We start from the raw sequence: 13,969 nt of genomic DNA, 5'->3' as shown, positions 1-13,969 counted from the left end.
AGCCAGGAGCAGACGGATGTGGAATCCTTCGCCGTGCTCGAGCCGGTGGCGGACGGCTTCCGCAACTATCTGAAGACGACCTACAGCGTGCCGGCCGAGGGACTGCTGGTCGACAGGGCCCAGCTCCTGGGCCTGACGGCGCCGGAACTGACGGTGCTGGTCGGCGGCCTTCGGGTGCTCGGCGCCAATGCCGGCGGCAGCCAGCACGGCGTGCTGACCGACCGGCCGGGGGTGTTGACCACCGACTTCTTCGTCAACCTGCTCGACATGGGCACGGCCTGGAAGGCGACCTCGGCGGCCGAGGACGTGTTCGAGGGCCGCGACCGCGCCACGGGCGAGGTGAAGTGGACCGGCACCCGCGCCGACCTGGTGTTCGGCTCCAACTCCCAGCTGCGGGCGCTGGCCGAGGTCTATGCCAGCGACGATGCCAAGGCCCGCTTCGTCGCCGACTTCGTCGCTGCCTGGACCAAGGTCATGAACGCCGATCGCTTCGATCTCGTCTGATCCCGACAGGGAGCGGCGCACATCGGCATGTCGCCGCGCCGTTCCCTCCCCCGCAGGCCAGACAACCTCAGTAGAATTCAGATGAAACCGCGGCGGATGCCATATTGGTCGAGCTTGCGGTAAAGCGTGGGACGGGAGACGCCGAGCCGGCGCGCCGCCCGGCTCAGATTGCCATCCTCGGCCGCCAGGACCTGGCGGATCGCCTGGCGTTCCGCGTCCTCCAGCGTTCCCATCCCCGTTGCGGGCAAGGAAGCCGGAGCGTGAGCGTCGCCCTCGCCCCGGATGATCTCCCCCGGCAGGTCGGCAAGGCCGACGCTGCCGCCATGGCTGAGCACATGCAGCTTCTCGACCAGATTGCGCAGCTCGCGCACATTGCCGGGCCAGTGATAGGCCATGAGATGGTCCAGCGCCTGCGGCGTGAACACCAGCGGCTCCATCTGCATGCGGGTAGCGATCTTCTGGTTGAAGTGATCGAGCAGCAGCACGATGTCCTCCCCGCGCTCGCGCAGGGGCGGCACGCGGATCGATACCGTGCTGATGCGATAATAGAGATCCCGGCGGAAGCGCCCGGCCTCCACCTCCTGCTTGAGCTCACGATTGGTCGAGGCCACCAGCCGCACGTCGACCGGCCGGCGCCGGCTGTCGCCGATACGGGTCACCACGCGGTCCTCGAGCACGCGCAACAGGAAGGGCTGGATATCGAGCGGCATTTCGCCGATCTCGTCGAGGCTGAGCACACCGCCATTCGCGAGCTCGAACACACCCGGCTTGCCCTCGCGGCTGGCACCGGTGAAGGCGCCGGGTGCATGGCCGAACAGCTCGCTGCCGAAGAGCTCACGGGTGATCGCCCCGCAATTGAGGGCAATGAATGGCGCGCTCGTGCCCGAGCGGCTGCCTTGCTGGAGGAGCCTGGCGAACAGCTCCTTGCCGACGCCGGTCTCCCCTTCGATCAGCAGGGATGTGACGTCACTGGATTGGGACACCCGGCAGGCGACGTCGACGGCTGCCCGCAAGGCAGGGCTTTCGCCGACGATGGCGGCCCGGGCCTCGTTGAGACGCGTGGATGCCGGATTGACGGCTGGCACGAGGCTCGGCGCCGCAACGGGCGGAAACACCAGCGCCGCTCCCCGCAGATCTCCATCCAGCTCCAGCCGGTTGACATGGCAGGTCTGGAATTCCTGCGGCAGCTGGCTGACCAGCCCCTCCAGGCTGTCGGCCCCCGTCAGTTCGACCAGCCTGCGGGCCGGGGCGCCCGAGAAGGAGGCGAGGAAGCCCCCCTCGATCGGCCTGGGCAGGTTGGCCTTGTAGATCACTCGGCCATGGCGGTCGACGATCATCAAACCGTCGGAACGGCGATAGCGCGGCGCCGAGGTGATGAAGGCTTCGAGCAGGCGCGTGCGCTCCTCGCTCTGCTGGTCGGCCAGGGCTTTCTCGATTTCGCGCGCGGCCGCCGCGACCAGAGCGGTGTTGTGGGGCCTGAAGATGTCGGGATGGCCCGAGAGGTCGACCACGCCGATGATGCGCCCATCGAAGGGATCACGCACCGGGGCACCGGCGCAGGTCCACGCCTTGATGCCCGCGCAGAAATGCTCGGCCGCATGCACGAAGACGGGTTCACCGGCCCACAGCGCCGTACCGATGCCGTTGGTGCCCACGACATCCTCGGTCCATTTGCCGCCAATCGCCAGATGGATATCCATGCCGTCGCGCAAAGTGCGTTCGTCGCCGACCGTATCGATGAGGGTGCCCTCGCCATCGGCGAGAACCAGCATGGCGCCGGTGCCTTCGAGCAACCGGCCGATCGTGAAGAAGGACCGGCGTGCCGCTTCCAGGAGCTCGCGGTTGAGGTAAGCCAGGTGCTCGACCTCGTCCCGCCCGCCCCTGAGGGGGGCTTCGTTCTGCTGTGCATCGATGCCGCCGCTCGCACAGCGGTGCCAGGAATCGCGGATGAGGGAGCGGACCGGCGAACGCGCACGATCCCTGTCCGAAGCGCCGGAGAGCAGATTCTCCCAGGCCCGCATGGTCCGTCGTTCGTCATAGTCGAGGTTTGCCACGGACAGGCTCTGCGTCTGCCGGCCGGGCGGGGCAACACTGGTGCGGATGTCGTCCAGATCGATATCGCGTGTCATGCGTGCTTCACATCGCTTTCTCGAGTAGCACCTCTAGTTCACGGGAGTTCCAATCGGGCGGCAGCGATAGTGCGAGGCACGGAATGCCAGCGCCATGCTGCAGGTCGTAAGAGCATCAGGAATGCACCGTCCTCGCAAGGTCCGTGGACACGGCGAGAACGGAGCTCCAGATTCATTCCAGATCCAGCCGGCGGCCGATCTCGGCAACAAGCCACTCTTCAGTGTGGTCGCCGGACAAGGTCTGGTTGTCGAGACCGGCGAGCAGGGTTGCGATCGGCTCATCCAGGGGAGCGAAAAAGCCATTCTCGCTGGTTGCCAGCACGAAGACCTCGCCGCCGTCCCGAGTCGTGATCTGGCCGAGATGGTGCAGCTGGCGACTGGTGTTTTCATCCACCATGATGACGCGGCCGTTGAGGCTGACGCGTATGCGGGCAAGTGGCTCCTCAGAGGGAGCGCCTGCGCTCATGTCATGGAAGATCAGCCCCTTGGGCTGCGGTTTCGGCTTGGCGACCTTGCTGGCGGAATAGGCACCGGCGCTGAACTGATCGGCAAGACGCGTGATGGTCGTGCGGTTCTCCGACAGAAGCCTGCGCAACGCGGCATCCTCCCGGCGCGGGCCATCCCGCTTGGAAATGATCTCGACCACGAACTCCTCCCAGATTTCATTGGCCAGAACGGCGGCATTTCATGCTCTGCTGCGAGCATATTCTTTTTCCGGCCACCTCACCAGCATGACCTTATAGGCCCGATTTTCTGGCTTGGGGTAGTAGAGGAGTACGACAAAGACCGGCAGGTTCGTGCTGCGACACCCAATGCGGGCCCGCTTCCGACCCAGACAATTTCGGCAAGCCGGCCACATTGGAGGAGGCCCCGACATGCGGAGCGCTCACATCTTCAAAGGCTGCTTTCGTCAAAGACCACACGCCGGGCCAGAAGCCGGGAACGTCAAGAGGGCGAGCCACTCTCAATCCCGTTTTGAAGAAGCTCGGCCGCCGCAATACGCCTGCGGTAATGTTCCGTCCCCTGGACGATCTTGTCCATAAGCGCATCCAACGCCCAGAATCGCTCGCGAATATCGAAAGTCACGGTCCGGCTGTCGGTGCAGGAGAAAGTGCCAATGCGCTGATGATAAAGCTTTGCCAGTTTCGGATACCCCATCGGCTCGGCCATTGCGGAGAGTGCGAGATAGACCGAGAGCTCATCGGCGAGGGCCGGATTGTCCGAGCTCTTGATCAGCAGCCATTTGTAGAGATCGGGATGGAAATTGGTAAAAACCCCGGTGAAACCGCGCGAGCCCGCCTTGATCGCGTCGAAAGCAATCGCTGCATTGGCATTGATGATGGAAAGCGGCGTATCCTTGGTGAGCTCGATGCGCCGCCTGACCGTATCGAGGTCGCACGACACGTCCTTCAAGATGACAAATCTGCCGCTATGGGCGCAGAAGGCCAGCTCATCATCCGTCAACAGACGGCGATAGGGAGCAGGACATTCGTAAAGACCCAATGGCATGTCCTTCGGCAGCCGCAGCAACAGCCAATTGAGATCGTCGATGAATTTCGTGCCGCCCTCTTTCTTGGCATCCAGACGGTTGGTGACGAGAACGATGCCGTCTACCCCTGTTGCCGCGATCGCGGTGAGTTCGGCGAGCTGATCATCGAGATCTTCGCTCACATGGCCCGATGCGATGACGGGGATCCGGCCTGAAGCCGCCTTCTTCACGAAGGCTGCGAGCTCGACACGCTCCTCCAGGCTCAGGAACTGCATTTCGCTGGATTGGCAAACGGCAAACAAGGCATCCGAGCCGTTTGCGACATACCATTCCACCAGATTGGCCACGCCCGCATAGTCGATCTTCCCGCTCGGCGTGAACGGGGTGATCATCACGGGAATGATGCCCTCGATTTTCTTGGTCATTTTGTGTTCGGCCTGGGTGTTTGTCTTGGACTCAACAAGGTTGGATCGTCAGTTTTAAACAGCTCGACATCGGCGACATTCGGGGAGGCTGATCCTACCCGCAGGACGCCGACATCATGCTGGGCTCCCCTGTTCAGGTCCGAACAGAGGAGATCGTCGCGCTGAGCGGCTGGCTGTCCGAAACCCTTTTGATGAAGAGCACCAGGACGAATGCAAGAAACGCGGCTGCAGCGATCGCATAGAGACCATAGGCCTCGATGCCGGACCAGGTGATGGCTCCGGTACGGACGTTCGGAGCGACGAAGCCGCCCAGGGCGCCCAGGGAATTGATCACCGCAAAGCCGCCGGCCGCCGCCGCGCCGCCCAGATATTGCGTCGGGAAGGTCCAGAAGATCGGCTGCGCCGTCATGATGCCCATGGTGACGAAGCAGAGCGCCGCAATCGCCAGCGCCGGGCTGGCATGCGCAGAGGCCACCAGGCCGAGCGCGATCGCAGCCAGCGAAAACAGCAGGCAGATTTGACGCCGGCCCGAGCGCACCGCCCAGTCCGGATAGAAGAAGCCCGCGATCAGGGCACAAATCCACGGAATGGCCGAAATGCAGCCCACCAGCAGGCCGACCTTGACCCCGAGCAGGGCCGCGACCTGTGTCGGCAGATAGAAGGCCACGCCAAGGCCGGTGATCTGGATCAGGAAATAGATGGCGGCAAAATAGAACAGGCGCGGATTGCGAACGGCACGAGCAAAATCGATCTCCCCGCTATGGGCCTTTTCGGACTGCTCCGCGGCAAGCGCGGCCGTCAGGGCCTGGCGTTCGTCGGCAGGCATCCATTTGGCTTCGGCCGGCGTGTCGGTCAGATAGAAATAGGCCCAGATACCGACCAGAACGGTGATGCCTCCCTCGATCAGGAACATCAATTGCCAGCCATGGAGGCCGAACAGGCCGTCCATGTCGAGGAACAGGCCGGATATCGGACCGCCGAAGATCAAAGCGAGCGGACTGCCGAAATAGAAGATCGCCAGGATTTTTCCGCGGACTTCCTTTGGAAACCAGAGCGTCAGATACAGGATTGCGCCGGGGAAAAGGCCGGCCTCGGCAGCGCCCAGGACAACGCGGATCAGCGAGAATGTCGTGTCGTTGTAGGCGAACATCATCAGCCCGGAAATGATGCCCCAAGTCACCATGATGCGGGCCAACCAACGGCGGGCTCCGACCTTGTGCAGCATGAGGTTGCTCGGCAATTCGAAGAGGGCGTAGGTGAGGAAGAAGACACCTGCGCCAAAGGCGAAAGCCGCTTCGGTCACACCCGTGGTCGCCTGATAGGATTGCTTGGCGAAGCCGATATTGACCCGATCGAGATAGGCCAGCAGATACATCAGGATCAAGAACGGCAGGATGCGCCATTTCGCCCGAGATATGGCGCGGTCGAGCGATGCCCGATCGGACCTGTCGCGGCCGGCCAGGTGGGCCTGGCCATTGTTCATAGTCATCATAGTCTCCGTCCCATTGGCCTTTCCCATGTGGCCGGTTCTGTTTTAAGTCGGGTAATCTTCCGAAAGGTCCGTTTGGGGGCTGCCAGGATGCGCGGTCTGGCCCTGCCCTCGAGCCAGACGCCTATCTCCGGCTGCACCGGCTTGCGCGGCGCAGTTCGCTTCGGCCGCAGGCTCGGAGTGCCGACGAGGCAAGTGCGCAATGGCAACCGTCGTGGCTGCGCCACGGCCCGGCTCCGCCAGGCCTCAGACAACCTTTCCAGGGTTCAGCAAACCGCGAGGATCGAGAGCGGCCTTGATCGAGCGCATGAGCTCGAGCTCGGCCGGCGAGCGCGTGTAAGGCAGGAACTTCTTCTTTTTCAGCCCAATGCCGTGCTCGGCCGAAATGGTGCCGCCATGGCTGCGCACGAGGTCATAGACGATGTCGTCGATCGCCTCGTAAGGCTGCTGCGCCGCGCCGGGAACGCAGGCGATGATGTGCATGTTGCCATCGGCAATGTGGCCGTAGAAGTAGCTCTCGCACCCCGGCAGCTCACGCGCCAATCGTGCGCGGCAGGCCCCAGCATAGATATCCATGTCGGCAACCGGAAGGCCGATATCGAAGGAACTGTGCGGTCCCAGCACCTGCCTGAATTCCGCCGCCGCGTCTCGCGCGCCCCAGAATGCCTTCACGTCGCTCAGTGATTGCGCCACTGCCGCATCCTCGATGATGCCAGCTTCCATCTGGTTCTCGAGCAGGGCATCGAAGCGGGCCTTTTCGTCCTCATGGGTGCCCATGCCCTCGACGAGCACGTAGAAGGCATGTTCGCCGGAAACCGGACGGCGGATGTTGGGAACGCGCTGGGTCGCCACCTGCCAATAGTCGGGCCACATCACCTCGAAGGCCGACAGGGTCGGCCCCAGCCAGCGGCGGGTGCTGCCGAGAAACGAGAGAACCTTGTCGTAGCTGCCAAGGCCGCACACGGCCGCCATCACGCAATTGGGCTTGGGATGCAGGCGCAGCACGGCCCGCGTCACGATGCCGAGAGTGCCTTCCGACCCAATGAAGAGCTGTTTGAGATCGAAGCCGGCATTGTTCTTGATCATCTTGTTGAGGCTGGTCATCAGCGTGCCGTCCGGCAGCACGACCTCGAGCCCGAGCACCATGTCGCGAGTCATGCCGTAGCGGATGACGCGGTTGCCGCCGGCATTGGTACCGATATTGCCGCCGATGGCGCAGGACCCGCGGGCCCCGAGATCCAGGGCAAAGAAGAAACCGGCATCGTCGGCCGCCCGCTGGATGGCCTCCAGCGTGGTACCGGCTTTCACGGTCACGGTCGCCGCCGCCGCATCGATCTCCTCGATGCCCACCAGCCGTTCGAGCGACAGGGCGATGGCGCCTTCGATAGGGCGGCTACCGCCGGCCAGGCCCGTCAGCCCACCCTGCGGCACGACAGCGATACCGTGACGCGAGGCAATCCGCATCGCCGTCGCAACGCCCTGGGCATCGGACGGCCGGACCACGGCCAGCGGACGGACGGGTCCGAGCGTGCTCCAGTCCTGGAGATTGCGTTCGGGAATATCGGCACCCGAAAGCACCACGGCAGGCCCAAGCGCCTCCTCCAGCGCACGGATGGCCTCGGCGGAGGCATTTGTCGACATCTTAGTAAGCATGAGCCCTGTCCATCGGCAGGGCGGAGTGAACCGCCACGCCCGTCCGCTCCTCGCGGAATTTCACCTGTTCGCGCACCACCGCCAGAGCGGCGTCGCGCATGAGACCGACATCGCTTGCCACCGGGACCAGGCGATAGCCGGCCTCGATGAGGGACTGCCAATTTGCACCGGCGCTCGGGACGGTGCCCATCGGCTTGCCGCTGGCAAGCAGCGCCTTTTCCGCTTCGCTCACCAGGACACGCACTTCCGGCCTGTCGAGCTGCTCCAGCATGCCGATCGAACCGGCCATGTCGTTGACCCCGAGAAACGGCACGTCGACGCCCTCGACGGCACAGATCTCGGCGGCACGATGCACGGCATCGGCAGATTCGAGCTGGATGACGATCAGGAGTTCCTCATTCGCCCGCGCCATGTAGTCGGCGACCTTGCCGAAGGTCGAGGCACGCACCAGCGGCGCCGCATAGCCGCGCCGTCCCTGCGGCGGGTAACGGCAGGCGGCGACAGCTGCCCTGGCCTCCTCGGCCGTCTCGACCGATGGGATCATCAGGCTGTTGGCGCCGGCGTCGAGCAAGCGCTTGAGGATAATCGGATCGTTCCACGGTACACGCACGATGCAGGGCGTGCCGCCTTCGGCCGCTCGAAGCATGTCGACGGCATCGCGCAGCTCGCCCAGGCCATGTTCAAGATCGAGGATGAGGAAGTCGAAACCCTGATGCGCCAGAATTTCGACATTGGTGGCGCTGCCAGTCTCCACCCAGGCGCCGAACAGGGCATCCCCCGCCGCAAGGCGTCGCTTCAGCTGATTTGGCTTGAACACTTTCCTCTCCCGTCGGGTGGCACGAGGCCTGTTGATGGCCGGCTTCCCGGATGCTGAGCCAACCAAGGCTGCCCGTAACTTAGACGCCTCCCCATCTGAAGTACAGTACCTCAGTAATTTTTGTTGCTAGCGCCTGCATCTCGGAGAATTTCACTCCCCATTGCCGGTGCGGGCTGTATCTTGCATACTGGAAAGCTGGAATCTGGGAGAACCGCCCATCGTGTCGCTCGCTTCATCCGCAGCCCTGTCGATCGACCGACCGCGCTCGCTGACGACCACCGTGGCCGAAAGGTTGCGCCAAGCCATCATCGATTCTGAATTGCCGCTCGGCAGCGAGCTTTCCGAACTCGGTCTGGCCGCCAAGCTCGGCGTCAGCCGCACACCGGTGCGCGAGGCCCTCTCGATGCTGCAATTGCAGGGAATGGTGAACATCGTGCCGCAGAAAGGCAGCTATGTTTTCTTCCCCACGGAGCAGGACCTGGTGGACCTTTGCGAATATCGCATCCTGCTCGAATGCCGGGCCGTCAGTTTCGCGCTGGCCCGCCGCCGTGCCGAGACGATCGAGATGCTGAATGGCGCCAAGGCGGCCATGGACGAGGCCAGGGCCAAGGCCGATCCTGTGGCTTATTCGCGGGCCGACACCGTGTTCCACGAGGCCTTCATCCGCAATTGCCGCAATCGCTTCATCGAAGACGGTTACGCCCTCGTCTCCGGCCCCATTGCGACGTTGCGCACCCATCTTTCGGTACCGCTCGCCGGCGTACAGGACCGCTCCTATATCGAGCATCAACAGATGATGTCGGCCTTCGAGAGAGGCGACCTCGTCGAGCTCGATTCGATCCTGGTCAATCATATCCTCAACACGCGGCACTCCTATGTCCGCGCCTTGCAGGAAGGCCTGATCGGCACTAGCGCCCGACACGACTAGGGCGCCGGCCACCTAGAACGTCTTGGCGCCGTTGACCGGCAGGCGGACGCCGTAGAGCGACGTCGTCCCGCAGATATAGAGGTAATTGCGCTTCAGCCCGCCGAAACAGACATTGGCGACCACCTCCGGCACAAGGATCTTGCCGATGAGGCTTCCGTCGGGATCGTAGCAATGCACGCCGTCGCCGGCGCTGGTCCAGATGCGGCCCTGTGTGTCGACGCGCAGGCCATCGAAGAAGCCGGCCGTGCAGTCGGCAAACAGCCCCTCGTCGACGAGCGCGCCGTTTTCGCCCACGGCGAAACGGCGGATATGGGCCGGACCATCCGGCACGTGGCTGCGGCCGGTGTCGACGACATAGAGCAGCTTTTCGTCCGGAGAGAAGGCGAGACCGTTGGGCTGGACGAAATCGTCCGCCACCACGCTCAGCTTGCCCGACGCATCGAGACGGTAGACGCGATTGGCACCCTGCTCGCTGTCGGCCTGGTGGCCTTCATAGTCGGAATCGATGCCGTAAGTGGGATCGCTGAACCAGATATCGCCATTGGACTGCACGACCACGTCGTTGGGGCTGTTGAGGCGCTTGCCGTCATGGCGGTCTGCCAGCGTGATCACGCGACCATCGATATCGGTGCGCGAAACGCGGCGCCCGCCATGCTCGCAGGTCACCAGCCGGCCCTGCCGATCCACCGTGTTGCCGTTGGAATGGCCGGCAGGATGGCGGAATACCGAGACCGAGCCGCTGCATTCGTCGAGGCGCAGCATGCGATCATTGGGGATGTCGGACCAGACCAGCGAACGGGCTGCCGGGAAATAGGCCGGCCCTTCGGCCCAACGGCAGCCCGTATACAACCGATCGAGCTGTGCAGTGCCGACGAACAGGCGCCGGAAGCGGTCGTCGAGAATTTCGAAACAGGACATCGTCACCGTCACCTCCGCAAGGGCGCCGCTATCGCGTTGTGGTCGGGCGCTTGACCACGTGACATATTGTACCTTAGGTTCATCGGCAAGCAGCCTGCGTTGGCAGGCAAGAAAAACATCAGAGCACTGAACCGGAGGACTCCCATGAATTCGAAGCTGGCCTTTGTCGTCGCGCCGATGCTGGCGCTCCTGCTGGGAGGTCCCGCGCTTGCCGACACGTCGGGCAAAAAGATCGCTCTTTCCAACAACTATGCCGGCAATTCCTGGCGCCAGGCCATGCTGCAGAGCTGGGACAAGGTCGGCAAGCAGGCCGTCGCCGACAAGGTGATCGCCGCAGCCGATGCCTTCACCACGGCCGACAAGGAAGCTCCGACCCAGGCCGCCCAGATCCAGAACCTCATCCTGCAGGGCTATGATGCCATCGTCATCGATGCCGCCTCCCCCGAGGCCCTGAACGGCGCGGTCAAGCAGGCCTGCGATGCCGGCATCGTGGTCGTGGCCTTCGACGGCCTCGTCACCGAACCGTGCGCCTACAAGGTAACGGTGGACCTCGCCGAGACCTATGGCGCCGAACAGGTCCGCCAGGTTGCCAAGCGCCTGCCCAATGGCGGCAATGTGCTCTATGTGCGCGGCCTGGCCGGTACGAGCATCGACGCCGAAATCACCAAGGGCGTGGAAGCCGAAATCAAGAAACATCCGAACCTGAAGATCGTTTCCGAGGTCAACGGCAACTGGGACCAGACCACGGCGCAGAAGGCGGTGACGACGGTCCTGCCCTCGCTGCCGCAGATCGCCGCGGTGATCGACCAGGGCGGCGATGGCTACGGCACGGCGCAGGCCTTCAAGGCCGCCGGCCGGCCCCTGCCGCTGATCATGCTCGGCAACCGCCAGGACGAGCTTGCCTGGTGGAAGGAGCAGGGAGGCGCCAGCGGCTACGACACCTGGTCGGCCTCCGAAGCGCCGGGCATGGTGACCTTCGCCTTCTGGGTGGCCCAGCAGGTCCTCGACGGCAAGAAGGTTCCCAACGAGGTGCCGATGGGTATCCTGACGATCGGGGCGAGCGAACTCGACAAATATCTCGCCGATACGCCGGCCGGGGGCGTGGCCAATCGCGAATACGGCCAGGACGAAGTCGCCAAGGCCATCGAGGCGGCCGCGAAGTAAGCGGCCGGGATGCAAGGCGGAGATTCATCGGTGACGCAAAAGCCTTCCGATATCGTTCGCCTCGACGGCGTGACCATGCAGTTCGGCACTGTCTGTGCGCTCGCCGGGGTCGATTTCACTGTCACCCCCGGCGAATGTATCGGGCTCGTCGGCCATAACGGCGCCGGCAAGTCGACGCTGATGAACGTGCTGGCGGGTACCCTGCCGCCTACCTCGGGCAGCATCCGGATCTCGGGCCAGCAGCAAATCGGCTATACGGTGACGGCAGCCAATGCCCTCGGCATACGCTGCGTGTTCCAGGAATTGTCGCTCTGCGCCAATCTCACCGTGGCCGAGAACACCCGCGTCAATCACGGCGCGCTGCGTGGCTTGGGTTGGCGACGCCGGGCCGGCGCCCTGATCACGGCCAAGCTCGACGAGATCTTTCCCGGCCATGGCATCGCCGCCGGCGACGTGGTGGAGGATCTCTCGATCGGCCGCCGGCAGATGGTCGAAGTGGCCCGCGCCTTCACGGTGACGGACGCACCGCTCCATCTCATCATTCTCGACGAGCCGACCTCCTCGCTCGACAGCCATACGGCGGGCCAGCTCCTCGCCTATATGCGCGCCGCGGTGGCAAAAGGCCTGAGCTGCATCCTGATCTCCCACATGCTCGGCGAGATCCTCGACAATGCCGACCGCATCGTGGTCATGCGCGATGGCGCCGTAGTCGCCAACGGGCCTGCGCGTGAGTTCGATCGCGACAGGCTCGTGAGCGCCATGGGCGCCGAACATCGGCAAGGCAGCACCAGCATTCAGGCGCCATCGGCGCATGGTGAGGTCTGCGTGCGCGTGCGGCCTGCCGGTGACGGATCGGCCATCGAGCTGCTGGCGCGCCGGGGCGAGATCGTCGGACTGGCCGGCCTGGCCGGCCACGGCCAGACCCGGATGCTGATCGACATCTTCGCGGCGAAGGGCGGACACAGCTCCGGCATCGAGGTCACCGTGTCCACGGCCCTGATCGCCGGCGACCGTCAGCGCGACGGTATCTTCCCCCTCTCCTCGATTGCCCGCAACATCGCCATCGGCTCGATGCGCGCCCTCCGGCGCGGCTTCCTGATCTCCCGCAAGCACGAAGACGAACTCGGCGAGACCTGGCGCAAACGTATGCGCATTCGCACTCCGGCCATGACCGATAACATCCTCACCCTTTCGGGAGGCAATCAGCAGAAAGCCCTGTTCGCGCGGGCGCTCGCCTCGGATGCACGGATCGTATTGATGGACGACCCCATGCGCGGCGTCGACATTGCCACCAAGCTCGAGGTCTACGATCTCCTGCGCGAGGAGGCTCGCAAGGGGCGTACCTTCCTATGGTACACCACCGAAACGGAGGAATTGGAGAACTGCGACCGGGTCTATGTTTTCCGGAACGGCAGCATCGTCGCCGAACTCGCCAGCCACGAGATTACTGAAGAGAAGGTCATCCAGTCTTCCTTTACGGAGGCCGCATGAGCCTTGCTTCCCCTGTCCCCGCTTCGGCCCGCACCGCCACCTGGCGTCCGCTCCTGCGGGCGGTGTTGCCTGCGATCTCCCTCTTCCTCGTGCTCGGCGCGATCGGCTGGCTGAACCCGCGCGCCATCAGCTATCTCGGCTTTAACCTGATGCTGAACCTCGCCGTGCCGCTGGTGCTGGTCACCATCGGGCAGATGTTCGTGATCACCGTCAATGATCTCGACCTGTCGCTTGGCTTCTTCGTCAGCTTCATCGGCTGTGTCACCGCCACCTGGCTGGTGCAGGCGCCCCTGCTGGGCACCGCGGTGATCATCGGCGCCGTCGTCGTCTATGGATTGATCGGAGCTCTCATCCATCTGCGCAACCTGCCATCCATCGTGGTGACGCTCGGCATGAGCTTCTTCTGGCAGGGTGCAGCCATCCTGCTGCTTCCCACGCCGGGCGGCAAGGCGCCGGACTGGCTTCACATGGTGATGACCATCAAGACGCCCTACGTACCGATGCCGATCCTCGCCGCTGTCGTCATCGCAGCGCTGGTGCATTGCGGACTGAAGCGCACGGCTTACGGCGCCATACTGCGCGGGGCCGGCGGCAATGCCGCTGCCATCCGGCAGGCGGGCTGGTCGCTGCTGAAAATCAAGATCGTGGCATTCATGCTGGCGGGCATGTTCGGTGTCCTGTCGGGCTTGGCCCTTACAGGCCTGTCGACGGCGGGCGATGCCAATATCGGCAATGGCTACACGCTGCTCTCCATCGCCGGCGTCATCCTCGGCGGCGGCGAATTCGTGGGCGGGCGCGTGTCGCCCGTCGGCGCAGTGATCGGCGCCCTGACGCTCTCTCTCGCCTCCTCCTCACTGCTCAGCTTCATGCATGTCCCGCCCGATTGGCAGGTCGGCGCCAACGGCGCCATCCTGATCGTCATTCTGGCGGCGCGTGCGCTCATCGCGAAACGAGAGGCCTGA

General features: G+C 64.1%; 12 protein-coding genes. 5 read left to right on the top strand and 7 right to left on the bottom strand.

From position 1 onward, the window contains the following. Window positions 1–504, top strand: a 504-nt coding sequence (locus ABXS05_RS26145) for a peroxidase family protein (RefSeq protein WP_367625881.1), incomplete at its 5' end; no start/stop codon positions are given. A gap of 77 nt (window positions 505–581) precedes the next feature. On the opposite strand, the gene ABXS05_RS26140 is transcribed toward ABXS05_RS26145, so the two are convergent. The 6 genes from ABXS05_RS26140 to ABXS05_RS26115 form a co-directional block, all read right to left on the bottom strand. After that, entirely contained in the window at window positions 582–2,633 is a 2,052-nt protein-coding gene (locus tag ABXS05_RS26140; protein ID WP_367625880.1) for a sigma-54-dependent Fis family transcriptional regulator, read from the bottom strand. A gap of 172 nt (window positions 2,634–2,805) precedes the next feature. Next, window positions 2,806–3,279, bottom strand: a complete 474-nt coding sequence (locus tag ABXS05_RS26135) for a hypothetical protein (RefSeq protein ID WP_311939414.1) — start codon at window positions 3,277–3,279, stop codon at window positions 2,806–2,808. 299 nt (window positions 3,280–3,578) lie between these two features. Next, on the bottom strand, window positions 3,579–4,547 hold the full coding sequence (locus tag ABXS05_RS26130; RefSeq protein ID WP_367625879.1) for a dihydrodipicolinate synthase family protein: 969 nt from the start codon (window positions 4,545–4,547) through the stop codon (window positions 3,579–3,581). A 133-nt stretch (window positions 4,548–4,680) separates the two neighbouring features. Continuing rightward, the gene (locus ABXS05_RS26125; protein WP_367625878.1) at window positions 4,681–6,036 is read right to left on the bottom strand and encodes an MFS transporter; all 1,356 of its coding nucleotides are present in this window, start codon (window positions 6,034–6,036) and stop codon (window positions 4,681–4,683) included. 246 nt (window positions 6,037–6,282) lie between these two features. Then, window positions 6,283–7,689, bottom strand: a complete 1,407-nt coding sequence (locus ABXS05_RS26120; protein WP_367625877.1) for an FAD-binding oxidoreductase — start codon at window positions 7,687–7,689, stop codon at window positions 6,283–6,285. Further along, the gene (locus ABXS05_RS26115; RefSeq protein ID WP_367625876.1) at window positions 7,679–8,506 is read right to left on the bottom strand and encodes an HpcH/HpaI aldolase family protein; all 828 of its coding nucleotides are present in this window, start codon (window positions 8,504–8,506) and stop codon (window positions 7,679–7,681) included. Before ABXS05_RS26115 ends, ABXS05_RS26120 begins: the two co-directional genes overlap by 11 nt. Before the next feature lie 220 nt (window positions 8,507–8,726). Here ABXS05_RS26115 and ABXS05_RS26110 point away from each other — a divergent pair, with 220 nt between their 5' ends. Next, on the top strand, window positions 8,727–9,434 hold the full coding sequence (locus tag ABXS05_RS26110) for a GntR family transcriptional regulator (protein WP_311939429.1): 708 nt from the start codon (window positions 8,727–8,729) through the stop codon (window positions 9,432–9,434). A 12-nt stretch (window positions 9,435–9,446) separates the two neighbouring features. Here ABXS05_RS26110 and ABXS05_RS26105 read toward each other — a convergent pair whose 3' ends face one another. Then, a complete protein-coding gene (locus ABXS05_RS26105; RefSeq protein ID WP_367625885.1) occupies window positions 9,447–10,352 on the bottom strand; it encodes an SMP-30/gluconolactonase/LRE family protein in 906 nt (301 codons plus the stop codon). Window positions 10,353–10,496: 144 nt separating this feature from the next. On the opposite strand from ABXS05_RS26105, the gene ABXS05_RS26100 reads away from it, so the two are divergent. The 3 genes from ABXS05_RS26100 to ABXS05_RS26090 are packed head-to-tail and all read left to right on the top strand — an operon-like array spanning window position 10,497 to window position 13,969. Further along, window positions 10,497–11,516 (top strand): ABC transporter substrate-binding protein, encoded by a 1,020-nt coding sequence (locus ABXS05_RS26100; protein WP_367625875.1) that lies wholly within the window; start codon window positions 10,497–10,499, stop codon window positions 11,514–11,516. Between the two features lie 30 nt (window positions 11,517–11,546). Then, the gene (locus tag ABXS05_RS26095) at window positions 11,547–13,007 is read left to right on the top strand and encodes a sugar ABC transporter ATP-binding protein (RefSeq protein WP_367625874.1); all 1,461 of its coding nucleotides are present in this window, start codon (window positions 11,547–11,549) and stop codon (window positions 13,005–13,007) included. Further along, window positions 13,004–13,969 (top strand): ABC transporter permease, encoded by a 966-nt coding sequence (locus tag ABXS05_RS26090; RefSeq protein WP_367625873.1) that lies wholly within the window; start codon window positions 13,004–13,006, stop codon window positions 13,967–13,969. The genes ABXS05_RS26095 and ABXS05_RS26090 overlap by 4 nt, the downstream gene beginning before the upstream one ends.

Origin of the sequence: Labrys neptuniae, assembly GCF_040797145.1 — a bacterium.
Lineage (GTDB): Bacteria > Pseudomonadota > Alphaproteobacteria > Rhizobiales > Labraceae > Labrys > Labrys neptuniae.
The sequence above is the reverse complement of the archived record's forward strand: the minus strand, read 5'-3'. Positions and strand labels throughout refer to the sequence as shown.